21 protein-coding genes are annotated in these 22,297 nt (G+C 65.2%); 14 read left to right on the top strand and 7 right to left on the bottom strand.

The genetic code is table 11. The features are described 5' to 3' along the window. Nucleotides 1-2: 2 nt before the first annotated feature. From fliQ to G5C33_RS07795, 6 genes are all read left to right on the top strand, one after another. Nucleotides 3-278 carry a flagellar biosynthesis protein FliQ gene (fliQ, locus tag G5C33_RS07820; RefSeq protein ID WP_165326706.1) on the top strand — a complete coding sequence of 92 codons (276 nt, stop codon included), beginning with the start codon at nucleotides 3-5 and terminating at the stop codon, nucleotides 276-278. Nucleotides 279-414: 136 nt separating this feature from the next. Beyond that, the gene (gene fliR, locus G5C33_RS07815; protein WP_165326705.1) at nucleotides 415-1,176 is read left to right on the top strand and encodes a flagellar biosynthetic protein FliR; all 762 of its coding nucleotides are present in this window, start codon (nucleotides 415-417) and stop codon (nucleotides 1,174-1,176) included. Between the two features lie 3 nt (nucleotides 1,177-1,179). Beyond that, nucleotides 1,180-2,256 carry a flagellar biosynthesis protein FlhB gene (flhB, locus tag G5C33_RS07810; protein WP_165326704.1) on the top strand — a complete coding sequence of 359 codons (1,077 nt, stop codon included), beginning with the start codon at nucleotides 1,180-1,182 and terminating at the stop codon, nucleotides 2,254-2,256. Between the two features lie 45 nt (nucleotides 2,257-2,301). After that, nucleotides 2,302-2,844 carry a MarR family winged helix-turn-helix transcriptional regulator gene (locus G5C33_RS07805; protein WP_206518652.1) on the top strand — a complete coding sequence of 181 codons (543 nt, stop codon included), beginning with the start codon at nucleotides 2,302-2,304 and terminating at the stop codon, nucleotides 2,842-2,844. Between the two features lie 97 nt (nucleotides 2,845-2,941). Then, nucleotides 2,942-4,057, top strand: coding sequence for an oxidoreductase (locus G5C33_RS07800; RefSeq protein WP_206518651.1), 1,116 nt, complete (start codon nucleotides 2,942-2,944; stop codon nucleotides 4,055-4,057). An 11-nt stretch (nucleotides 4,058-4,068) separates the two neighbouring features. Continuing rightward, entirely contained in the window at nucleotides 4,069-4,353 is a 285-nt protein-coding gene (locus G5C33_RS07795; RefSeq protein WP_165326702.1) for an antibiotic biosynthesis monooxygenase family protein, read from the top strand. A gap of 12 nt (nucleotides 4,354-4,365) precedes the next feature. Here the strand turns inward: G5C33_RS07795 and G5C33_RS07790 are convergent, their stop codons facing one another. Continuing rightward, nucleotides 4,366-4,755 (bottom strand): flagellar assembly protein FliX, encoded by a 390-nt coding sequence (locus G5C33_RS07790; RefSeq protein ID WP_165326701.1) that lies wholly within the window; start codon nucleotides 4,753-4,755, stop codon nucleotides 4,366-4,368. Nucleotides 4,756-4,874: 119 nt separating this feature from the next. On the opposite strand from G5C33_RS07790, the gene G5C33_RS07785 reads away from it, so the two are divergent. The 4 genes from G5C33_RS07785 (at nucleotide 4,875) to G5C33_RS07770 (ending at nucleotide 7,616) form a co-directional block, all read left to right on the top strand. After that, entirely contained in the window at nucleotides 4,875-5,969 is a 1,095-nt protein-coding gene (locus tag G5C33_RS07785) for a flagellar basal body P-ring protein FlgI (protein ID WP_407698079.1), read from the top strand. Next, on the top strand, nucleotides 5,969-6,265 hold the full coding sequence (locus G5C33_RS07780) for a rod-binding protein (protein ID WP_407698078.1): 297 nt from the start codon (nucleotides 5,969-5,971) through the stop codon (nucleotides 6,263-6,265). The genes G5C33_RS07785 and G5C33_RS07780 overlap by 1 nt, the downstream gene beginning before the upstream one ends. Next, on the top strand, nucleotides 6,262-6,684 hold the full coding sequence (locus G5C33_RS07775; RefSeq protein WP_165326698.1) for a flagellar protein FlgN: 423 nt from the start codon (nucleotides 6,262-6,264) through the stop codon (nucleotides 6,682-6,684). The genes G5C33_RS07780 and G5C33_RS07775 overlap by 4 nt, the downstream gene beginning before the upstream one ends. Nucleotides 6,685-7,052: 368 nt before the next feature. Next, nucleotides 7,053-7,616: a flavodoxin family protein gene (locus tag G5C33_RS07770; RefSeq protein WP_228275233.1), complete on the top strand. Its 564-nt coding sequence runs from the start codon at nucleotides 7,053-7,055 to the stop codon at nucleotides 7,614-7,616. A 31-nt stretch (nucleotides 7,617-7,647) separates the two neighbouring features. Here G5C33_RS07770 and G5C33_RS07765 read toward each other — a convergent pair whose 3' ends face one another. From G5C33_RS07765 to G5C33_RS07745, 5 genes are all read right to left on the bottom strand, one after another. Then, nucleotides 7,648-8,688, bottom strand: coding sequence for a DUF2332 domain-containing protein (locus G5C33_RS07765; protein WP_165326696.1), 1,041 nt, complete (start codon nucleotides 8,686-8,688; stop codon nucleotides 7,648-7,650). A 130-nt stretch (nucleotides 8,689-8,818) separates the two neighbouring features. After that, nucleotides 8,819-10,669, bottom strand: a complete 1,851-nt coding sequence (locus tag G5C33_RS07760; RefSeq protein ID WP_165326695.1) for a methyl-accepting chemotaxis protein — start codon at nucleotides 10,667-10,669, stop codon at nucleotides 8,819-8,821. Between the two features lie 68 nt (nucleotides 10,670-10,737). Further along, complete coding sequence (locus G5C33_RS07755) at nucleotides 10,738-13,230, bottom strand: TonB-dependent receptor domain-containing protein (protein ID WP_165326694.1); 2,493 nt, start codon at nucleotides 13,228-13,230, stop codon at nucleotides 10,738-10,740. 312 nt (nucleotides 13,231-13,542) lie between these two features. Continuing rightward, entirely contained in the window at nucleotides 13,543-13,959 is a 417-nt protein-coding gene (locus G5C33_RS07750; RefSeq protein ID WP_165326693.1) for a flagellar biosynthesis protein FlgB, read from the bottom strand. A 5-nt stretch (nucleotides 13,960-13,964) separates the two neighbouring features. Beyond that, entirely contained in the window at nucleotides 13,965-16,772 is a 2,808-nt protein-coding gene (locus tag G5C33_RS07745) for an NHL repeat-containing protein (protein ID WP_165326692.1), read from the bottom strand. Nucleotides 16,773-16,870: 98 nt separating this feature from the next. Between G5C33_RS07745 and G5C33_RS07740 the strand changes: the two genes are divergently transcribed. Beyond that, nucleotides 16,871-17,905 (top strand): flagellar motor switch protein FliG, encoded by a 1,035-nt coding sequence (locus G5C33_RS07740; protein WP_165326691.1) that lies wholly within the window; start codon nucleotides 16,871-16,873, stop codon nucleotides 17,903-17,905. A gap of 10 nt (nucleotides 17,906-17,915) precedes the next feature. Then, nucleotides 17,916-18,623 carry a FliH/SctL family protein gene (locus G5C33_RS07735; RefSeq protein WP_165326690.1) on the top strand — a complete coding sequence of 236 codons (708 nt, stop codon included), beginning with the start codon at nucleotides 17,916-17,918 and terminating at the stop codon, nucleotides 18,621-18,623. Between the two features lie 102 nt (nucleotides 18,624-18,725). Here the strand turns inward: G5C33_RS07735 and G5C33_RS07730 are convergent, their stop codons facing one another. Beyond that, on the bottom strand, nucleotides 18,726-20,108 hold the full coding sequence (locus G5C33_RS07730; RefSeq protein ID WP_165326689.1) for an amidohydrolase family protein: 1,383 nt from the start codon (nucleotides 20,106-20,108) through the stop codon (nucleotides 18,726-18,728). Nucleotides 20,109-20,373: 265 nt separating this feature from the next. Here G5C33_RS07730 and fliF point away from each other — a divergent pair, with 265 nt between their 5' ends. Beyond that, entirely contained in the window at nucleotides 20,374-21,933 is a 1,560-nt protein-coding gene (fliF, locus tag G5C33_RS07725) for a flagellar basal-body MS-ring/collar protein FliF (RefSeq protein ID WP_228275280.1), read from the top strand. Beyond that, a complete protein-coding gene (gene fliN / locus G5C33_RS07720; protein WP_228275232.1) occupies nucleotides 21,930-22,295 on the top strand; it encodes a flagellar motor switch protein FliN in 366 nt (121 codons plus the stop codon). Before fliF ends, fliN begins: the two co-directional genes overlap by 4 nt. The last annotated feature ends 2 nt before the right edge of the window (nucleotides 22,296-22,297 follow it).

Here is a 22,297-nt window from a genome sequence, read left to right as displayed (position 1 = left end):
CGATGACCGCGGGACAGGTTCTGGAACTGGGACAGGCGGCGCTGCTGCTGGTGCTGACGATCGTCGGCCCGCTGCTGCTGGTGTCGCTGATCGTCGGCGTGGTGATCGGCCTGCTCCAGGCGCTGACCCAGATTCAGGAAATGACACTGACTTTCGTTCCCAAGATCATCGCGCTGGGTTTCGTGATGCTGCTGATGCTGCCGACGATCGGCCAGCAACTCGGCGATTTCATGGACAAGATCGGCGACTTGATCGTCACTGGGTCACCGGGGGCATAAACTTGTGACCACACACGCTCCGTTCGGGCTGAGCCTGTCGAAGCCCGGTTCTTCCTTCTCGTCCGACGGGTGCGAAGAAGAACGGCACTTCGACAGGCTCAGTGCCAACGGCGGATTTTGATCCAAGCACCGGGCCATGAACGCAATCCCCGAAAACCTGCCGCTGATCGTCAGCGCCTTCTTCATCCTCTTCGCGAGGACGGGGGCGGTACTGATGCTGTTGCCGGTCTTTTCCGAGGACGCGGTGCCTGGGCGGATTCGCCTCCTCATCGCCTTCGGCATGACCAGCGGAATCTGGCCGCTGCAGAACGAAGCCGCTCTGGCGGTGGCGCAAAGCGGCCCGCTGCCCGCGGTACTGATCGCCGAGCTGCTGACGGGGCTGGCGATGGGCATGATCGTCAAGATCCTGTTCTACGCCATCTCGATGGCCGGTTCGATCATCAGCATGCAGATCGGCCTGTCCGCCGCGATGCTGTTCGATCCCGCGCAGGGCAGCCAGGTGCCGCTGCTTTCCAAATTCGTGACGATGGCGGCCGCGATCGTGTGCATGGCGATGCAGGTCCATCATCTGTGGATCCAGTCGATCGTCGAAAGCTACAACCTCTTCCCGATCGGCGGCCTGCCCCCGGCGCAGGATTTCGCGCAGATGGCGATCGCCGCGATCAATCGTTCGATGATGCTGGCGGTGGGCCTTGCGGCGCCGCTGCTGATCTACGGCATCGTCTTCAACGTGGCGCTGGGCCTTGCCGCGCGCGTCGCGCCGGCGATCCAGGTGTTCTTCATTTCGCAACCGCTCAACATCATGCTCGGCATGGCACTGACCGCCATGACGCTCGGCACGGTTCTCACCGTGTTCGCCACCGAGATGGGTCAGGCGATGCTCGGCGGGTGGCGCTGAACCGTGGCGGATGGCCCCGACAAGGATCAGAAAACAGAAGATCCGACGCCCAAGAAGCTCGAGGACGCCCGAAAACGCGGCGAGACCCCCAGCGCCCCGGAAGTAAAGCATGCCGCGGTGTTCGTCGGCATGATGATCGTGCTGGCCGGCGTCGGCAGCTGGACTGCGCATTCGCTCGGCACGATGTTCGTGCGCCTCTGGGGCAATGCCGATGACTATCGGATGGAGCCGCAGGGCGCGCAGAATTTCGCCATCGGCGTGTTCGGCCATGTCGGTTCGGCGCTGATGCCGGCGCTCGGCGCGCTGTTCGCCTGCGCGCTGATCGGCGGGCTGATCCAGGGCGGGATGCCGTCCTTCGCCTGGGCACGGCTCAAGCCGAAATGGTCGAAATTCAATCCGATCAGCGGTTTCGGCCGGCTGTTCGGCAAGATGGCGCTGGTCGAATTCGCCAAGACCGTGGCGAAGCTCCTGCTCGTCGGCGGCGTTTCGCTGTGGATCGCCTGGCCGCATGCATCGGGGATCGACCGGCTGGTCGGCCTCGATCCGTCGCAGATCGGCAAGCACGCCTTCGCCATCGTTTTCGCGATGCTCCAGCCGGTGGCGATGCTCGCCGGCGCGCTCGCCCTGTTCGACGTCTTCTGGCAGCGGCACGCCTATATCCAGAAGATGCGCATGTCGCTTCAGGAAGTGAAGGACGAGCACAAGGACAGCGAAGGCGATCCGCACATCAAGGCGAAGGTGCGCTCGATCCAGATGCAACGATCGCGCAACCGCATGATGCAGAAGGTGCCCGAAGCATCGGTGATCATCACCAACCCGACTCACTTCGCCGTGGCGCTGCAATATGATCACGGTGCGATGGCCGCGCCGGTGGTGGTCGCCAAGGGTGTCGACGCGATCGCATTGAAAATCCGCGCAATTGCCGGTGAACACGACATTCCGATCGTCGAGAACCGGCCGCTCGCCCGGGCGCTCTACGCCCAGGCTGAACTGGATCACCCGATCCCGGTCGAACATTATGCCGCAGTGGCCGAAATCATCAGCTATGTGATGAAGATCGCCAAAAAGAAGAAGCGTTGACGGCTGTCGGCTTGACCGCCGCCGTCTGTCGCGCAGGGTGGTGCGATGGCCAATGACCGTCACAAGCCCCGAAACGCTGTCGAGCAAGTGGACAGCGGCAGCACCTTCTATGCCCGGCTCGGCTATGATGTCGCGCATTTCGGGCCGATGTGGCACTTGCTCAAACTCGCCCAGCTGATCGAGAACGATCTCAATCGCATCGCGGGCGAACAGGGGCTCAGCCTTGCCGACTTCCACTTGCTCGGCGCGCTGATGATGGAAGCCCCGCGGCCGATGCGCGCGACCGACCTCGCCCATGCGCTGAACGTGTCGAACACGGTGCTCACGGGGCGCGTGCGGCGGCTGGCCGAGGCCGGGCTGCTCCGCCGCGATGCCGATGCCGGCGACCGGCGCAGCACGCGGCTGGCACTGACCGGAGACGGCGAGCGCAAGGTACGCGATATCGGCCGGGTGATGGAAACCAACGGCCGTTTCGTTGCCGAGCTGGGGCGGCTGACCGGCGGCGACCAGCAGACGCTCAGCCATATCCTGCGCAGCCTGCATATCGGCATGGAACGCCATTTCCTGCCGCGCAGCCGCCCGGAATAGTCAGGGGGCTGAACAACCTGCGCTTGGCGGCGTGCTCCGTGGCGGCGACAGTGGCCTCCGGCGATCCGGTTCGAGATCGCAAGCGCAGGAGATGACGATGTCGCGAAGCACCGAAGTGCTGTTCCAGCCCTTCCGCCTGAAATCGCTCGACCTGCGCAACCGCATCGCGATGGCGCCGATGACGCGGGGTTTCGCGACTGACGGCGTGGTCGGGCCGCAGCAAGTCGCGTATTATCGCCGACGTGCCGAGGGCGGCGTCGGCCTGATTCTCTCCGAAGGGACAGTGATCGACCGCCCCGCTTCGCGCAACGAACCGGGCATACCCTTTTTCCACGGCGAGGCGCTGCCGGCGTGGCAGCCGGTGGTCGACAGCGTGCACGCGGCTGGCACGGCGATCGCGCCGCAGATCTGGCATGTCGGATCGGTTGCCAGCAAGACCACCGACTGGCGGCCCGATGCACCGATGGAAAGTCCGTCGGGGCTGACTGCACCGGGCGAACCCTGCGGCGTGGCGATGACCGAAGTCGATATCGCCGACACCGTCGCCGCCTTTGCCCGCGCCGCCGCAGAAGCCAAGCGGCTCGGCTTCGATGCAGTCGAGGTGCATGGGGCGCACGGCTATCTGGTCGACCAGTTCTTCTGGAGCGGCACCAATTTGCGCGACGACCGCTATGGCGGCCCCACCCTGCCCGAACGCGCCCGCTTCGCCGCCGAAATCATCGCCGCGATCCGCGCCGCGGTCGGCCCCGATTTCGCGCTGCTGCTGCGTGTCAGCCAGTGGAAGCAGCAGGATTATACCGCCCGCCTCGCCGAAACGCCCGAGGCGATGACCGAATGGCTCGCGCCGCTGGTCGAGGCCGGCGTCGACATGCTTCATTGTTCGCAGCGCCGTTTCTGGCAGCCCGAATTCCCCGAGATCGACGGCGAGACCGGGCTCAATTTCGCCGGCTGGGCGAAGAAGCTGACCGGCGCGGCGACGATGAGCGTCGGATCGGTCGGCATGACCGGCGATTTCGTCGACGTCTTCACCGAACATCGCTCCGAGACCGCCAGTTTCGAAGGGCTGCTCGACCGGATGGAGCGCGACGAATTCGACATGATCGCCATCGGTCGCGGGTTGATCGTCGACCCCGATTGGGCGGAGAAGGTGCGGACCGGGCGGCGCGAAGACCTGACGCCGTTTGAAATCGGCGCGCTGATGTCGCTCGCCTGAAGGAGACGAAGATGGTTCTCGAACGTGCCGATCTGACCGCACAGCCGGGCAAGGGCGAAGCGCTGCACCGCATGCTTGCCGATCAGGCCATCCCGATCCTGCGGTCGATCACGGGCGTCGGCGAAATTCGCCTGTGCCGCTGCGTCGAAGCCCCCGACCGGTTCATGCTGCTGGTCGAATGGGACAGTGTCGATGCCCATCACGCTTTTTACAGCCATGCTATCTACCCCGAATTTCGCGCGCTTTTCCCGCCGGTGACGCAGGACGGGGCGATGGATCACTACGAAACCCTCTGACCGCCCGACCGGTCAGACCTCGACGTCGTATTTGGCCAGCTCGACGCGCACGCGCAGATCGATGTCGCGCATGATTTCGGCCAGCACCGGATCCTCCGGCGTATCGATCGCCCTGGCCCATTCGGCCAGATCCTGAAGCGCGCATTCGTCCAGCGTCCCTGCGAGCAGTTCGCGATGCACGGTTTCGAGCATCTCCAGCCCCTCGCCCGCTTTTTTCGCTTCCCTGCGGCGGCGCTCGATCGTCGGATCGGCGGCGGCGAGCGTCACCAGCATCGCCACGGTCGGCATCGGCTGCGCGGTGGGCGCGGCCTGGGGCTGCGGGTGCGCGGCGACGGCGTCCGCCTTGCTTACCGGAAAGCTCGGCAGGACCTTGGGCAACGCATTTACAAGCGTGCGTGCCATCAGGGGAGGCAGTCCTTCGATGCGCACCGAATCTCGTTCCTTCCCACGCTTCTGGCGCAGTTCATCCTATAAGTCATTGTAGAGCATTTTCACGGCCCAGGGAAACAACCGTGTATCGCATTCTCACCGCCCTCGCGGCGCTGGTATTCGCGCTCGTGCCTTCGGGCACAGCAAGCGCGCAGACCCGCGTCAAGGACATCGTCGACGTCGAGGACGTCCGCCCCAACCAGCTGGTCGGTTACGGCCTGGTCGTCGGCCTTGCCGGCACCGGCGACCGCATGCGCAATTCGCCCTTCACCGAGGAATCGATGCAGGCGATGCTCGAGCGGATGGGCGTCAACATTCGCGGCACGCAGATGCGGACGCAGAATGTCGCGGCGGTTTCGATCACCGCTACCCTGCCCCCCTATTCCCGGGCCGGTTCGCGGATCGATGTGCAGGTTTCGGCGCTGGGCGATGCCACCAGCCTGCAGGGCGGGACGCTGATCATTTCCCCGCTGCGCGCGCTGGACGGCGAAATCTATGCCGTGGCGCAGGGTCCCGTCGCCGTTTCCGGCTTTCGCGGCCAGGGCGCGGCGGCAAGCATCAGCCGCGGCGTCACCACCTCCGCACGGATCGCCGGCGGTGCGATCGTCGAACGCGAAGTGCCGTTCGCGCTCGCGTCCGCCCACAGCCTCAAGCTCGCGCTGCGCAATCCCGACTTCGCGACGGCCGACCGGATTGCCCGCGCGATCAACACCCGTTTTCCCGGAGCCGCGCAGATGCTGGACCCGGCCACAGTTGAAATCGCGCCACCGCCGGGCTTTGCCGGATCGATCGTCGACTTGGTGACGCAAGTCGAAAACCTGCCCGTCATCGTCGATCAGCCCGCGCGCGTCGTGATCAACGAAGCCTCCGGCACGGTCGTGATGAACGATGACGTGCGGCTCAGCCCGGTAGCGATCGCGCAGGGCGGCCTCACCATCACCGTCACCGAAACCCCGCAGGTGTCGCAGCCCGGCCCCTTTTCCAACGGCCAGACGACCGTGGTGCCGCGCAGCCAGGTGACCGTGGACGACGGCAGCGGCGCATCGCTCGCGATGGTCGAGGGCCCCTCGCTCCAGTCGCTCGTCAACGGGCTCAACACGCTCGGCGTCAGCCCGCGCGACGTGATCACTATCCTCCAGGCCGTGAAGAGCGCCGGCGCGCTCCAGGCCGAAATCGTGGTGCAATGATGGATCCTTTCTCGCTTCCCGCCGCCCGGGGGCCGCAGATGCCGCAGGTCACGGCATCCTCGCCCCAGGCCGAAACCGCGCAGCAGTTCGAAGCGGTGTTCCTGGGCCAGATGTTCCAGCTGATGCTCGAAAATTCGGGCGAGGCCGGCGAATTTTCGGGCGGCAGTGCCGAACAGGTGTTTCGCGGTGTGCTCGCGGAGAAGCTGGGCAATGAAGTCGCCAAACGCGGCGGCATCGGCCTGGCACCCACGGTGATGGACCAGATTCTGCGTCTGCAGCAGGGAGAAGCGATGTGACCGATACGCTGTGCGACGCGATGCATTCGCTGGCGGCGCTGATGGAGGAGGAAACCGAAATCCTCACCCGCTCGCCCTTCACGCGCGAACTGCCCGAAATCGCCAACGCCAAGATCCGGCTTACCGGCCGCATCGAAAGCGAAGTCGCGCGGCTTTCGCGCGAAGCGGGCAACTGGATGGAAGTGCTCGACGCCGAAGCGCGTGCGCTGCTGACCGAGGCGAGCCTGCGGTTGCGCGACGCGTCCGCCGTCAACGCCCGCGTCCTTTCCCGCCAGATCGAGCTGTCGGTCGAAATGATGGCGGCGATCAATGCCGAGGCCAAGCGGCTGACCGGCACCAGGAGCCAGACCTATGGCGCGCGCGGCGGATTGCAGGGCATCGACGCCCCCGCCCCGATCTCGATCAACGCCAAGCTGTGACCCGACCCGGAGCGGTGAAAAGGCCGCCCGCGCAAAAACCGCAGTTTTCCGTGCAAAGTTCGCACCGGGTCGCGACGTAACGCGCGTGCGCGCGCTCGCGCACGTACGCGCGCGCGAGAGGCGAGAGAAAATGGCGGCGATGGCGGTGCGGATCGGCGCTGCGGGCATGAAGGCACCGTTTCACATATCGGGGTGTGTAGGACAGCGATTTCATCACGCCCGATCGCGACCATTTTTCCGATATTCAGCCCGTGGCGAAGCGCGGCTGCAACGGGACGCGCATCCACTCGTTCCCTGTCATGCGACCACCGGATCACGGCCGACCGCGCCGCGACCGCCCAGCAACCCGCCTTGATGGAGAACGGAATTTGGTACCGACGAAAATCAGCATCGTGTTCGAAAGCGCATACGGACATACCGAGCGGGTCGCGCGACATGTCGCGAAAGGCGCCCGGGAAATCACCGGCACCGATGTCGAGCTGATCGAAGTCGATGGCGAAAGCGACGTCGATCTCGACGCGCTTACCGCGAGCGATGCCATTATTTTCGGGTCACCCACCTATAACGGCGCGCTGGGCTGGAAGATGAAACGCTTTTTCGAAAGCACGACGAAGCCGATCTGGAGCGAACTGAAATGGGCCGGCAAGGTCGCGGCAGGCTTCACCAATTCGGGAACGGCGAGCGGCGACAAGCTGGGAACGCTCATCACCCAGGCATTGTTCGCGGCGCAGCACGGCATGGTCTGGGTCAATCTGGACCTGCTGCCGGGCAGTGGCGAGGATGCCGACCTCAACCGGCTGGGCGGCTGGCTGGGCGTCATGGCCCAGTCCGACGACGCTCCGCCCGAGGAAACACCACCCGAAGGGGATCTGAAAACGGCCCGACATCTCGGCCGCCGCGTCGCCGAAACGACTGCGAAGCTTCGTGCGTGACGGCGCCCGGCGGCGAACGCCGCAACGCGGTTCAGCGCCGCCAGCGGATCCAGTCGCCATAGGCCTGGCACGTCGCCAGAAGACGCGCTTCGCCGGTCGGCCAGACCGTCAGCGTCAGCCGCACTTCGCTGCGGTCGGCAGTCCATTCGAATCCGATCTGCGCCAACGGGCGCTCGGGCGTCGCACGCGCTCCCGCCTCGGCGAGCATCGTTCCAACCGCACGCCGCGCATCGGCATCGAGATATTGCAGCACCATCGAATGGAAGACGACGCGGCAAACCCCTTGCTGCTGCGGCTCTGCAAGCCGTTCCGCGAGCCAGGGAACCGCATCCCCCTGCTCGACATCGGGACAATGCGCGCGCGCCAGATCCAGCGCCGCTTCCAGCCGCGCGGAACGCGCGGTCTGGTCCGCCCAGATATGCGCGAGCAGGCGTTCGCGCGTCGCTGCGCTGCGCGCGTCGAGCGGATAGAGATCGACGCCGCGCGCCGAAACGACTTCGAGCGGCTGCGCAGGCGGCGGCGCGCCTTCCCAACGCGGCGCCACACGCACCGGCGAGTTCGGATCGCCCACCGCGGTGCCGCCGAGATCATGGCGATAGCGCGCGAGATTGAGATTGAGGCCGCAGCTCGAACCGATTTCGTGAAGCGCGACCGGAAGCCCCGTCTGCTCGCGCAACACCAGCAGCGCCGCCACGATGGCGGCGGACCGGCTGACTTCGTTGGTCTGCGGCGGATTGCGCATCCATTCGGCAATGAAATTGTCGCGCGCGGCGAGTGCCGCGCCAACCGCGCCGTCGAAATCGTCATGCTCGCGGCGATAAAGCGCGGTAAGCCGGGGGAGCATGCCCTGTCGGGCGAGGAAATGCATCGCGGCGTTGAAGCGCATCGCCAGCGCCGCCGCCGATGCGTCGCCGGGCCAGCCGGTCACCAGTGCCCGCGTCGCCGGCGCACGGCGCAGCTGGCGCTCGCCGGCCTCCAGGATGTTCGCGACAAAGGGCGACCCCAGGCGCGAGGCCACGACGGCCTGACGCCGCAGCTCGCCGATCTCGTCAATCGCGACGAGCATGTTCATACCAAATCCCCCGAGGCGGCATCGCAGGCCGGAACCCCCGTGCCGCAAGATATTTCAGCCGACGCGCCGAACCGATTGCGCAGCGCGCGGCGCAGCGGGGGGCCGATGTGCCCATCGCCGCGCCCGATAGTCAGAAGCTTGCCCAATCCTCTCCCTTGTCCGCATCCGGGCGCGTGAGCGCCGGAATGGCCGCTGCGGGAAGCGGCTTGACCGACCCTGGAAGCGCGGGATGGCTCGGGAGCCGCACCTGCCCCTTCGATCGGCCGACGTTGAAGCGGCTGGCCTGATCGGCGAGCGATGACACTTCACTCGACAGGTTGCGCGCGGCGGCGGAGGTTTCCTCGACCATCGCGGCATTCTGCTGGGTCGACTGGTCCATCGTGCCGATCGCGGCGCTGACCTGAGTGATTGCGGTCGATTGCGCCTGGTTGTCGGTGGCGATGTTGTTGAGCAGCGCATGGACTTCGCCGACATCGCTCGAGATGTTGGCGAGCGCGCCGTCGACCTTCTGCACCATGTCCACCGCCGCGACGATGTCGTCCTGGGTGATGGTCAGCTGATCGCGGGCACGCTTCGATTCCTCCTCGGCGCGCATCGCCAGTGCCGAGACGAGATCGGCGACGACCGCGAAGCCGCGGCCCGCTTCGCCCGCGCGACCGGCCTCGACCGCAGCGTTCATCGCAAGCACGCGCGTCTGGAAGGCGATCTTGTCGAGCCCTTCGATCACACTGTCGATGCCCTTGGCGCTTTCGGACACGCGCCCCATCGCCTGCACCGCTTCGTCGGCGGTGTTGCGCCCCGAGGAAACCACCCGGATCGCACCGTCGGCGCGTTCCACCGTGCGCTGCGCGGCGGCGGCGGTCGCCTTGAGGCGATCGTCCATCTGCGTGACGGCGGCACTGGTTTCCTCCAGGCTCGCCGCGTTGCTTTCGGTGCGGCGGGCAAGGTCTTCCGACGCCGCCGCAATCTCCTGAGATCCGGTCTGGATCGCCGCGGTGCTTTCGATCACCGCGCCGATCAGGTTGCGAAGCTGTTCGATCGCGCGGTTATAGCTGTTGCGAAGCGCCTGATAATCGGCCGGGAATTGCGCGACGATATCGGCGGTGAGATCGCCCTCGCTAAGCGCCGAGAGCCGGTCGGCGAGGTTGGCGACGACGAGCTTCTGCTCTTCGGCAACGGCATGCATCCGAGCGTCGGTTTCTTCCTTGGCGACCGCCGCGTCGCGGAACACCAGTACCGCACGGGCCATGTCGCCCAGTTCGTCACCGCGATCGCGATCGGGCACGTCGACGGCATTGTTGCCGCCGGCGAGTTCGGTCATCGTCCTCGTGAGATCGGAGATCGGCCGCGCGATCATCCGGCTGAGCAGGACCGCTAGCGCGACGGCGATGCCGACCAGCAGGAGGCCGCCGACGATCAGCGTGACGGTGGCAGTGGCGATCGCGGCCTGCTGGCGTTCGCCGCTCTGCTCGATCATCTTCGCCTCGGCGGCGCGAATGTCGCGCAGCGGCAGGACGGCGTTGCTGACCAGCGCGGCCTTGCCCGCGTCGCGCAGTTCGGCCTGCGCGCCAGCCAGATCGCCCGACTTGACGCGGTCGATCAGATGATCCCCCCAGTCCTTGCGCCACTTCAGCGTTTCGGCATGCGAGGTTTCGAGCGCCTGCTTGAGCTCGGGGTTCTCGATCTGCGGCGCCAGTTCGGCATAGGTCGCATCGAACGTGTCGCGGCCGTCATAATAGGAATTGAGGTAATTCTCGTCGCCGGTGACGAGAAACCCGCGCATCTGGCTGTTCTGACGGAGCAGTTGCGTTTCCATCGTCAGCGCCATCGCATCGACCTGCTGGCTGTGATTGCTCTGTTCGGTCGCCGAACGGATCATCGAGACGTTCACGAAGAACACTCCCATCGCGATGACCGCCGAGGCGCAGATCATCGCGAAGGACAGGCCGAGCTTGCGCGGGATTTTCATGGACTTGAACATGTGTCGCCGTTTCTCATTGGTTGGAGCCGGGCCGGGAGATCACCCCCCGGCCCGGCCCGGAGTCCGGTTCAGAAGTCGAAGCGCACCGATGCGGAAATCGAACGCGGGTTGATCACGCGCGCCGTGGTGACGTTGCTCGACGGAATGTAGCTGTCGTTGACTTCGACCAGCCCCAGCGCGTTGAACACGTTGTTGGCGTTGAGCATGACCGTCCAATGTTCGATCGGGCGATACTGCACGAACGCGTTGACCATCGTGTATCCGGGCATCTTGAGCTGGTTGCTGTCCGCGGCAAAGCTGTCGGTCGTGCCCAGCACCGCCGCGCCGATCGAGAAACGGTCGGTGTCGATCCGCGGCATCACCTGGAAGATAAGATCCGCCTGGTGCTTGGGCGTGTTGCCTATCGTCGTCGGGTCCAGTGCGTCGGCAGTGATTTCCGCCTTGGTCCAGGTCGCGCCGCCGCTGATGCTGAAAATGCCGGTGCGATAGCCCGCCTCGAGCTCGAGGCCATAGGCACGGTAGGAGCGATCGAGGTTGATGTTGTGCTCCTTGGTCTTGGCCCAGAAGCCCGTGGCGAAGACCATCAGCGCATCGGTGCGGTATTTGAAGCCCGCTTCGAACTGCCGGACCGGATCATAGGCCGCGTCGTCGCGCAGCAGCTCGCCGGTGGTCGTATCGACATAGCCCGCGAAGAGGATGCGGTCGGCATTGGCGCGGCCGCCCTTCGAATAGCGCCCGAACAACGAGAAATTCTGCGCCATGCGGAAGTTGGTGCTGACCGAGTAGGACAGATAGTCATAATCGTAGTCGACCGGCGCCGGATCCCCGTAGGGAAGCGTGCTGACGCGCGTTTCCGGGAAAGTGATCGTGCCGTCGCCGTTCACGTCATTGGTGGCGAACCGCGCCGCCGGCGTGAGCGAGGAGCCCCAGAGCGTGCCCTTGGCGCTGCCGAAGTCGTAGCGGATGCTGGCGCCGAAGGCGAACTTGCCGATCGCATAGTTGACCGAGCCATAGGGCGCGTTGACATTGTAGGTCAGGTCGTAGCGATCGTGGCGCTGGCCGCCGATCAGGACGCCTGAATAGCCGAGGAACCCGTTTTCGGTGAGCTGGGTCGGCCCGGCGAACATGTCGATCAGCGCGGCTTCGCCATCGCCCCGGATTTCGGAGACCATCGTGGCGTATTTCCAGGTGGTCGCGATCTCCTGACGCGATTTGTAGAAGCCGCCGGTCAGCGTGAACTTGCCATCGCCGATGCCGAAGACACGGCTGATGCGCAGATCGTTGGTGATGTTGTCGAGGCTGTCGAGATTGACGGCCGGCGTCGTCATTATCGCGAGCAGGCCGTTGCCGTTGAGCGTCGAGGGATCGGCGATCATCTGGCCCGCATTGGGGCCGGTGGCATAGCCGATGCCGGTCACGCCGAACATGCCCATCAGCGACGAGGCACTGCCGATCGAAGGCGGCAGCGGCGGCATCGTGCCGGTCAGGATATAGGGCTGGATGACGTTGCCCGAAATGTCCGAATAGCGGAACTTCTCGGTGACGCTCCATTCGCCGACATTGAAGCGGGTTTCGAAGCCGCCAGACCACATCTTGGCGTGCGAACCTTCGCTGAACGGCGTTTCGACCGTTGTGTTGTCGTTACCCAGCGCGAGATGCGCGGGATAATATCGCGACAGCATCGAATCCGACTTGATGTCGAAACCGGGCACACTCGAATAGACCGGGTCCGAATTGGTGCCCGTAACCATCACCGGCGCATAGGCGGTCGGCGGCGTACGATCGTCGAGATACTTGCCGTAGAAGCGGAAATAGCCGCCGCCCGCGAATTCCTGCGTGACGTTGAGCTTGACCTGACCGCCCTTGTAGCCGTCATACCCGATCTCGCGGGGGCCTTCCCCCTGGCGATAGAAGCCGCCGATATGGAAGCGCAGCGACTCCGTGATGTGGCCGCCATATTCGAAATCTGCGCGATAGGTCTCGTAGTCGAGGCCGCTGGTGAGCTGGAAGGTGCCGCCTTCGACGTCGCCGGTCTTGTCGATCAGATTGACGATACCGCCGGGCGAATTGGACGCGAAGGTCGAGGCAGAGCCACCGCGGATCGCCTGGATGCCGGCGAGATTGAGATCGGCGCGCAGGAAATTGTCGGCCGTCGCATAGGCGATGTCGCCGAATTCGAGCGTCGGCAGACCGTTTTCCTGGATCTGCAGGAACTTGGCTCCGCCCAGTGCGATCGGCAGGCCGCGAACCGACATGTTGGCGAAATTGTCGCCGCCGGTGCTTTCCGAACGCATGCCCGGAATGGCGCGGAAGATTTCGGAGGTGGAACGCGCCGAAAGCTCGACGATCTCGTCACCCGCAAGCGTGCTGGTCGAAATGGCGCTGTCGAGCAGGTCGCGGGCGCGCGCGACACCGGTGGAAAAAGTTGCGCGACGCTGCGGCTGATTTTGCGCCTGCGCGGCACCTTCCGAAGCTTCCGTCTCGTTTTGCGTCTGCGCGTGCGCCGTGACCGGGAGGCCCAACGCCATCGTCGCGGCGCCCAGCAGGAATACCTTTTTCATTTATCCGATTTTCCGATTGCTATTGGTTTCAACCATTGAAGACTGAGCTCAACCGCTGCGCCCTGGACCATCTCTCGACAGGCAGCTGTCGGTGCTACCGGACATTATAGACGGCGGGTGCCGAGACTGGCGGAATCGCGTAGATTTTTTGCGATTCACCATGTTTCCGGGCAAAGGAATCCCGGCGCGGGCCACCCGGCAGATATCGGGTTTCCTCGGGGAGTTTTCTGGAGTCCGCCGCGCCGGACAGACGCCGAGGTCGCAGCGCCCATCGTCCAGACAAGGGGGAAATCGCGGTTCGGGCTGCGGACCTTATCCGCCGCTCTTGCCGATCGCGCTGCGCAACAGGCCGAGCTGCTTGCGATAGAGGCTGGCCATCGCCGTGAAATCGGCCTGGATCTCGCCCATTTTCATCAGCTGGTCCTCGACGGTCACATTGTTTCCGTCGGGCTTGGTTTCGACGATATCGGTGTCGAGGATCACATTGCCGGCGCCCGCGGGCAGCACCGCGCCCAGGCTGCGCATGCCCTGCGTCAGCTGCACCTGCGGCGTCGCCACCGTGCCCGGGCCACCGTCCACCAGCGCTCCGAAGCTGGGGCGCGCGACATCGCGCGACTTGTATCCCGGCGTTTCGCCATGCGCGATATTCTCCGCCACCACGCGCTGGCGCTCGGCCAGATAGTGCATATTGTTCTTGATACCGGTGAGGAGCGCGGGGGTGTTTCCCATGACCATCAGAACCCTATCAGACTGGTGGAAGCGCCGCCGCCGCCCGAAAGCCGGTCGAGCGCCGCCTGGTAGTTTTTGAGCTGCGCGTTTTCGCGCGCGGTGGAATATTTGCCGTAGGCGCTGTTCTTTTCGCCATCGACCAGCGTCGCCTTGGCATCGTCCCAGAACAGCGAGCGATAGGCCGTCTGGCTCATCGACACGGCGTCCTTCATCTTCTTGAGCGCGATCTTGGCATCCTCGGCAGTGGTGAGGTTGAGCGCGTCGGTGAGCATCAGGCCATAGGTGCCGCCGGGCGACACCTTGGGCGCGTTGTCCGCCTTTTTCTCCGGCGTCTCGATGCGTTGCGGGTCGATACCCAGCTTTTCGAGCACGTCGCGTCCTTCGGCGCCGGCGATCAGATCGACTGCATTGCCTTCCTTGGCGGTGATGCGCAGCGTGCGTTCGCCATTGGACCGCGAAGTCGTGACCGTGGCCTTGGACCCGGTGATCTTGCTGAGCTTTTCGGTCAGCGATTTCATCGTTTCATCGGCGTCGATCGTGATCTTGCGCGTCGCACCGCCATTGAGCCGGATGGAGAAGGTGTCGCCGGCGCGGATCGCGGTCTGCGAGGTCAGCAGCTCGGAACTTTCCGGGTTGATCGTGCCGCGGCCGAAGCCCAGCGCCTTGATCCCCGTCGCGGCGCCGCCCGGATCGGCGGAAATCCGCACCGGTTCGGTACGCAGCAGCGACTGGCCGAACTGGCTGGTCGACTGGATCGCGCCGCTGGCCATGTCGATGCGCGTGACGAAGCCGTCGGTCGGTCCGCGCCGGGTGGCGCCGAGATCGCCCTTGGTTCGCCCGCCAGCGTACAGCTCGCCGTTGAGGAAGGCGATGCTGTCGACCTGATCGTCCTCGGCGGTACCGATATAGGTGATGCGCGATGCCGTCAGGTTCGCGTCGATCGTCGCGACGAAACCGTCGCGCGCGCCGGCGAAGCCATTGGTCTGCGTGCCGGTCATCACCGCTTCGGTAGTGCCGCCGACCGCGATCGTTCCGTCATCGGCGACCGAAAGGACGCGCGCGTCGGCGCGGCCGAGATCGATCTGGCCCAGATCGGTGGACAGCGAAGCGCCGTCGATCTTCCAGATCTGGGCATTGCCGCTCTTGTTGATCGCGGCGAGCAGATTGCCGTCCTTGTCGATCGTCAGCGCATTCACGCTTTCGCTGCCGCCGATATTGATCGTGCGGCGTTCGGAGATGACGCCGTTGGCGCCGATCCTGGCGATGAAGGCGTCGCCGCCGCCGCTCGCCGCGCGGCCGCCGACATAGATGCTGCCGTCCGCCGCGACGGCCAGCGCCTTTGCGGTGTCGGCGCCGGTCGCGCGGACCACCGTGGCGAACTGTTCGTCGCCATTTTCGTCGAACCGGGCGACCAGCATATCGCCGTCGGTCGTCATGTCGTCGAATCCGCCGTTCACGGTGCCCGCGACAGTGACGCTGCCGTCATCGTCGACATGCACCGACGCGCCCTGCGATGCGCCACCCGAGCCGAGGCTGCGCTGCCACATGACATTGCCTTCGCCGTCCAGCTTGGTGAGGAACAGATTGTCGTCGCCATCGGAACGGTTCGATCCCAGATCGCCCGCAGTGGTGCCGACGATATAGCTGTTGCCGAACCGGTCGGTTGTTACGGCGGCGGCATCGGTATCTGCCTGAACGTCGGGCTTCTCGATCTTTTCGAGCTTCACCTTGCCGTCGCTGCCCAGCTCGGGATTGCCGAACTGGTCATAGACGATGTTGGTTTCGGTGGTGGTCTTGCCGAGCAGCTTGTTGCGTTCGGTTTCCTGACGGTCGAGCGCCGACACAGTGGCGAGCGTCACGCGGCTGTTGCCGCCTGCGGGATCATCGAGGCGGAAGACCTGAGTTGCGCTGGGCGCGTCGAGCGGCGTCTGGCCGGTTGCGACGATCAGCGAATCCTTCGCGCCGATCTGGTCCATCGTCACCCGCTCGATGCCGCTCGGCGTCTTGAGCGTCAAACCCCAGCCATCGTCGCCCTTCTCGGCTTCGAACGTCGCCAGCCAGCGCGGGATCGGGTCGCCGTTCCCGTCCAGCTTGACGCTGCCGTCGCCATTATATTGCGGCACGGACTTGATCGCACCGTTGAGCGCCACGACGATGTCGTCGAGCGAGGGCGGCTGCGGTCCGGTCGAAAGATCGACGGTCACGGTGTCGCTCGCGCCCGGCTTGGTCAGCGTGATCGAAAACTGTTCCTGCCCGGTCAGCCCCGGCACCGCATCGGTGCGCCGGTCGACCAGCGCCGGGCCCTTGAGCGTATATTGATCCGCCGCGGGAATGCCGATCGACTTCACATTGCGCGCGGGCTGGAAATAGGAAAGGCTGACCTTGTCGGACGGTGCGCTGGTGAGAAAGCCCTTGAGCTCCCCCATCCCGGCAGCGAAGCTTTTTTGCAGCGCCTTGCGCTGCGCGTCCGACGTAGTCTTGTCGGCGGCGACTTCGGCGAGCACGCGCAGGCGATCGAGCGCCTTGTAGGTGGTGAAGGTGGTCTGGACGTCCTCGGGCAGGAAATCGACGCCCGTCCCGGCCTTGTCGATGATCGTCTTCATCGCCTTGATCATCGAGGCCTGAGTCGACAACGGGCTGCTGTCGGGCTCTTCCTTCCACGGCGGCGTGGTGGTCGGCTCCATCGTGAACTGCGCCTTGGCCTTGCGCACGGCACGGCTTTCGAACGTGATATCGGTGATCCCGCTGGAGAAGACATTGCTTCCCGTCAGCAGGCTCAGCCCCACCATCGAGTTCGAAAAATTTACCGTCATCGCTCGACCGAACCTCCAGTCCTCCATCCTATAATAGAAGGGAGTTCGCTCTCACATGCGCGTGGGTACGGATTCTTTTTACAGGGAGCCCGAAACGGATGAACATGATGGCACCGGTCGCCGACCTGCCCGAACTGAAGCGGTACAGTGGCACGCAACGCGCCGCCGCGCTGATGCTGGCGCTGGGCAAGGAGCATGGCGGGCCGATCTGGGAACAGCTTTCGGTCGACGAGATCAAGGAGCTTTCCTCGGCGATCGCCTCGCTCGGCCGCGTGCCGAGCCATGTCGTCGAACATCTGCTCGTCCAGTTTTCGGGCGAGGTTTCGAGCATGGCCTCCTTCCACGGCAGCTATGAAAGCGCCGAGCGCCTGCTCGCCGGCATGCTCCCGCCCGACAAGGTGAAGGAAATCATGGAGGATCTGCGCGGTCCTTCGGGCCGGACGATGTGGGACAAGCTGTCCAACGTGTCCGAGACGATCCTCGCCGGCGCGCTGCGCAACGAATATCCGCAGACCGTCGCCGTCATCCTTTCCAAGATCCGGCCCGATCACGCCGCACGCGTGATGGGCGAGCTGCCGCGCGAATTCGCCACCGACGTGATCATGCGCATGCTGCGGATGGAAACGGTGCAGAAGGACGTCATCCAGCAGGTCGAACAGACGCTGAAGACCGAATTCATGACCAACCTCTCCCGCACCAGCAAGCGCGACCCGCACGAAGCGATGGCCGAGATGTTCAACGCGCTCGACCGCGCGACCGAGGAAGCGATGCTCAAGGCGCTCGACGACAAGGCGCCCGACAGCGCCGAACGCATCCGCGCGCTGATGTTCACGTTCGAGGATCTGTCGAACCTGCTGCCCGCCGCGATCGCGACGATCGTCAAGAATGCCGACAAGCGCGAAATGGCGCTGGCGCTGAAGGGCGCGCCGGAGGAACTGAAGAACCTGTTCTTCGGCGCGATGACCGAACGCGCGGCGAAGCTGATGAAGGAAGACATGGCCGGCATGGGCCCGGTCCGCGCGCGCGATTGCGAAGAGGCACAGTCCTCGCTCGTCCGCCTTGCCAAGAACCTCGCCGATCGCGGCGAAATCCTGCTCGTCGATCCCAAGAGCGACGATGCGATGATCCTGTAGGGAGGGCGGCATGAAGATGAATGTCCAGCCCTTCCCGTTCGACCGTGTCTTCACGCACGGGCCGGAAAATGACGGCGCCTCGTCGTCCGATCTGATGCTCGAGCTGGCGACCGTCCGTACCGAACTCGAACTGCTCAAGAGCGAAGCCGAAGCGCGCGAGATGCAGGCGCGCAACGAAGGTTTCGAAGCGGGCATGGCGCATGCCCGGACCGAACGCGAAACCGCGCTGCTGAGCGCGGTCGATGCGATGCAGGCGGGGATCGAGGCACTCGACGGCCGCTATGCGGATGCGCAGGACGCGCTGACCGGCGATGCGACGCAAGTCGCGCTCGCCGCCGCCGAACTTCTCGCCGCGCGCACGCTGGAGGCCGCACCGGGCCAGGCAGTCGACGACGCCATCGGCCGCACGCTGCGCCAGGTGGCACGCGGGACCGAGATTCAGGTGCGCGTCCACCCCGATCTGGCCGAGGACATGGAAACCCGGCTTGCCGCGCGGCAGGCCGCCGACCGCCGCCGTCTGAACGTGACCATCATCGCCGATCATCAGATCGCGATGGGCGACGCCGAAATCCTGTGGGACCAGGGCGGCCTGACGCTCGACGCGGCGGAGCGGCGCGCGCAGATCCTGAGCGAGCTGGAGACGCTGTTGCCGGTGGCGACGGTGCGGGCACCGGCGGTGGATATCATCGCTGAGGAACAGGGCGCCGAGCGCTTTTGATCAACCGTGCTTCGGAAACCCGAGCTCCGATCCCACGCATCTGCTCCGCCGTTGGGAGTCCCTCGAAGAAAGTGTCTTCGACCTTTCTCCGATAACCGATAGTCACTGCGGGCCGAAGCGGCCCTGCGCCGCTTCGATCAACGGATCCGGTGCAATGGCCTGCCCGTTGACGAACACCGTATCAACATCGCGAATGGCGCTGGCATCGCGCGCCAGATCGCCGTCGATCAGCACCAGATCGGCTTCATAACCCTGGACGATTCGGCCGATCCGGTCGTCAAAGCCAAGCGCTTCCGCGCCGTTCGACGTCGCGATGCGGATCGCCTGCGGCACCGTAAAACCGGCTTCCACCAACAATTCGAACCCGCGCTGATTGCCGAACCCGGGAACGACATTCCGTCCGAAGTCGGGGCCGGTCAGCAACCTTCCCCCGGCCGCCACGAAGCGCCGTTCGAACATGCGGATATTGTCCCACGTGGCGGGCGTCCAGTTTGTGGTCGCGGCATTTTCCTTGAGCCGTTCCCTGTATGCCACCAGCCGCTCCCGCGCGGCAGGCGAGAGCACGGCCAGACTGCGCGCATCGCCCTGCGGACGATGCGCGAAACGGCTCTCCAGGATCGCGAGCGTCGAGGTAAGCGTAACGTCATGGTCGACCAGCGCGGCGATCAACGCCGAGATTTCGGGGCCGTCGATATCAAGAGAATCCAGCAGCGGCACGGCGGAGCGACAGGCGCCCGGCGCCTTGCCGGAGACGAGATCGCCTGCCGAACTCAAGCCGTGTTCGATTCCGTCAATGCCCATCGCTGCGGCTTCAGCGAGGGTTATGGAACAGAGGTGACCGGTCACGCGGCCACCGTGGCGATGCGCCTCGTCAATCACTGCCGCCGCGATGACGGGCTCGGTGTGGCGGTAAAGCTTGAACCAACGCGTGCCGCGCCTGCTCCAGTCGCGGACAAAGCCACGCGCTTCCGCTTCGTTGGCAGGGTGGAACATGGCAGGGCTGTCGCCTGGACCACCGATATAGGGCGCGCTTGCGACGATTTCAGGACCGATCCGCTTCCCCTCCGCGACCTGCCGGGCAAGCGCGATTTCCAGTTCTGTTTCGGCGCTTCCCGCGGTCATCACCGTGGTCACGCCGCCAGCGATCCACAGCCCCGCCGCGACATCGCCCGTAAAGGTATTTCCCGGCACATGGGTGTGGTCGTGCATCCCGACAAAGCCGGGGATCAGTGTCTTGCCGGCACCGTCGATCAATTCTGTTCCCGGCACTGGCGTGAAGTCGGCGCGCGGAAGGACGGCAGCGATACGACCGCCCTCGATCACGATCGCCATATCGGCGCGCGGCGGCGCCCCGGTTCCGTCGATTACGGTCGCACCGACAACCGCCAGGCGGGCCGGCCTCGCGTCGCCCTGTGCGCAGGCCGGGACCCCGATCGACATCAGCATGCAGGCGAGCGCGCGCCACCATCGTTGCCCGATTGTCAATTCCAGCTCCCCGCGCGCCCAAACGAACCCGCACGACTTTCTGCGATGATCGCGGCGTGCTGCAATCCTGCTTCGTCAGACCGTGACGCACGCGCGGCAGGCGCCTGCCCCCCCGGCAAAAATTTCCCACCCCGGCAAAGCTTGCCGCCTCGATCATCCTATAATTCCTGTGTGAGGGGCAGAACGCCCGCAAATCCGGCAAGCCACGAGGCGGGAATTGGAAGCAGTCAAGAAATTCGTCGACCAGGTCGGAGCCAAAAGGCTGATGATCATGGGCGCTGTGGCGCTGGCCCTGCTGGTCTCGCTCGCATTCGTTGCGACGCGCGGCGGCGACGGCGCGATGGGCTTTCTCTATACCGATCTCGATCCTACCGCCGCGCAGGCGATCGCCGAGAAGCTGGAAGCGCAGGGCGTCGACTATCGCCTCTCAGCCGACGGCAGCTCGATCCTCGCGCCGCAGGAAAAGCTCGCCGAGCTGCGGATGAGCCTTGCCGGCGAAAAGCTGGGCGGGCCGATCGGCTATGACGTGCTCGATCAGGAAGACAGTTTCGGCGTCTCTTCCAGCCGCGCCAAGATGAACGAGACGCGCGCCGTCGAGGGCGAGCTTTCGCGTTCGATCCAGAGCCTGCAGGCGGTTGCCGCCGCGCGCGTCCATATCGTGATGCCCGAACGCGCCATGTTCGCCGCCGAAGCGCGCAAGGCCACCGCCGCCGTTACCGTCAAGACGCGCGGGCGCCTGCCTGCCGAAACGGTGCAGGCGATCCGCTATCTCGTTTCCTCTTCGGTCCCCGAACTTTCGCCCGAAGCGGTATCGGTGGTCGATCAGTCGGGCGCGCTGCTGGCGCGTGCGGGTGACAGCGAGACGATGGCGAGCACCGATGCCGACGAGCGTCAGGCCGCCGTCGAAACGCGCCTGCGCGACGAGATCGAGGCACTGCTTTCGCCGATCGTCGGCCAGGGCAAGGTGCGCGCCGAGGTGTCGGCGGAAATCAACCGCGACGCCTTTCGCGAAGAAGCCAATATCTACGATCCCGATATCCAGGTGATCGCGCGCCAGGTGATGGTCGAAAGCGGCAATCAGGACCAGGAAACCGGCCCTGCTCCCGCCGGTGTCACGGTGGGCAACGAACTGCCCGAAAATGTCGGCCAGCCCGCCCAGCCGGGCGAGAGCCGCAGCTCGGCCGCCAACCAGACGTCGGAAGACACCACCTATCAGAACAGCTCGCGCCGCACCGTCACCGTGCGCGGACCGGGCGAAGTGAAGCGGCTTTCGGTCGCGGTGATGGTCGATGGCGGCGAGAAGGGGCTGGACGACGACATGATCCAGCGGCTGACCCGCCTCGTCGAAAACGCGATCGGCTACGACACCGAACGCGGCGACAGCGTGGTGGTGGAGAGTATGGCATTCGCCCCGGTCGACGACCTCGCCGAAAGCGAAGGCGGCCTGTTCTCGCTGATCTCGATGGACCGCATCTTCGGCCTGCTGCAGCTGCTGATCATCGCCGTTGCCGGTCTGGTCGCGCTGCGGATGCTCAAGCCCAAACCGGCCGCCGAATCCACGATGCAGGACGGCGGCGTGCTGAATGCCGAGAACGATCCCGAGATGCTGGCACTGGCCCAGCGCGCGGCGGACGGTGACGAGGAAGCGATGCATCAGCTCGAGGAACGTCAGGCCGAGAACGGACACCCCGCGCTCGACCAGGAAATCGCGCTCGCCCAGGTCGATGGCCGCATCAAGGTCTCCGCCCTCAACAAGATCGGCGAAACGATCTCCGCCAGCCCGCCCGAAGCGGTGTCGGTGATCCGCCAATGGATGAACGCATGATGGAGAATAGCGTGGACCCGCAGGACATCATTCCGACCGAGCCCGCCGCCGATCAGGCGCCGCCGCCGCTGGAGGATTTCGAACCCCAGCCGCAGCCTGTAGCTAGCGGCGACACCGGCCCCGAAGGACTGGAAGCCGTATTCGACGTGCCGGTGAAGGTGCAGGCCGTGCTCGGTCGCACGCGGATGCCGGTGGGCGACCTGCTCGAGCTGCGTGCCGGGCATGTCCTCGAACTCGATCGTCGCGTCGGCGAACCGGTCGATATCTTCGTCAACGACCGGCTGATCGCGCGCGGCGAGATCGTGCTGATCGACGGCGCGCTGGGCGTCACCCTAACCGAAGTCGTGCGGCAGGAAATCTGATC

It is taken from the genome of Sphingosinithalassobacter tenebrarum, assembly GCF_011057975.1.
GTDB lineage: Bacteria > Pseudomonadota > Alphaproteobacteria > Sphingomonadales > Sphingomonadaceae > Sphingomonas > Sphingomonas tenebrarum.
Note: the sequence above shows the minus strand (reverse complement) of the source record. Positions and strands in the feature narration are given on the sequence as shown.

Excerpts from the sequence above, each read along its gene's own strand:
- G5C33_RS07790 (WP_165326701.1), bottom strand. The coding sequence starts at position 4,755 with ATGGCACGCACGCTTGTAAATGCGTTGCCCAAGGTCCTGCCGAGCTTT.
- G5C33_RS07800 (WP_206518651.1), top strand. The coding sequence starts at position 2,942 with ATGTCGCGAAGCACCGAAGTGCTGTTCCAGCCCTTCCGCCTGAAATCG.
- G5C33_RS07765 (WP_165326696.1), bottom strand. The coding sequence starts at position 8,688 with ATGAACATGCTCGTCGCGATTGACGAGATCGGCGAGCTGCGGCGTCAG.
- G5C33_RS07755 (WP_165326694.1), bottom strand. The coding sequence starts at position 13,230 with ATGAAAAAGGTATTCCTGCTGGGCGCCGCGACGATGGCGTTGGGCCTC.
- G5C33_RS07740 (WP_165326691.1), top strand. The coding sequence starts at position 16,871 with ATGAACATGATGGCACCGGTCGCCGACCTGCCCGAACTGAAGCGGTAC.
- G5C33_RS07745 (WP_165326692.1), bottom strand. The coding sequence starts at position 16,772 with ATGACGGTAAATTTTTCGAACTCGATGGTGGGGCTGAGCCTGCTGACG.
- fliF (WP_228275280.1), top strand. The coding sequence starts at position 20,374 with ATGATCATGGGCGCTGTGGCGCTGGCCCTGCTGGTCTCGCTCGCATTC.
- fliQ (WP_165326706.1), top strand. The coding sequence starts at position 3 with ATGACCGCGGGACAGGTTCTGGAACTGGGACAGGCGGCGCTGCTGCTG.
- fliN (WP_228275232.1), top strand. The coding sequence starts at position 21,930 with ATGATGGAGAATAGCGTGGACCCGCAGGACATCATTCCGACCGAGCCC.
- G5C33_RS07795 (WP_165326702.1), top strand. The coding sequence starts at position 4,069 with ATGGTTCTCGAACGTGCCGATCTGACCGCACAGCCGGGCAAGGGCGAA.
- G5C33_RS07760 (WP_165326695.1), bottom strand. The coding sequence starts at position 10,669 with ATGTTCAAGTCCATGAAAATCCCGCGCAAGCTCGGCCTGTCCTTCGCG.
- fliR (WP_165326705.1), top strand. The coding sequence starts at position 415 with ATGAACGCAATCCCCGAAAACCTGCCGCTGATCGTCAGCGCCTTCTTC.
- G5C33_RS07805 (WP_206518652.1), top strand. The coding sequence starts at position 2,302 with ATGGCCAATGACCGTCACAAGCCCCGAAACGCTGTCGAGCAAGTGGAC.
- G5C33_RS07780 (WP_407698078.1), top strand. The coding sequence starts at position 5,969 with ATGGATCCTTTCTCGCTTCCCGCCGCCCGGGGGCCGCAGATGCCGCAG.
- G5C33_RS07750 (WP_165326693.1), bottom strand. The coding sequence starts at position 13,959 with ATGGGAAACACCCCCGCGCTCCTCACCGGTATCAAGAACAATATGCAC.
- G5C33_RS07735 (WP_165326690.1), top strand. The coding sequence starts at position 17,916 with ATGAAGATGAATGTCCAGCCCTTCCCGTTCGACCGTGTCTTCACGCAC.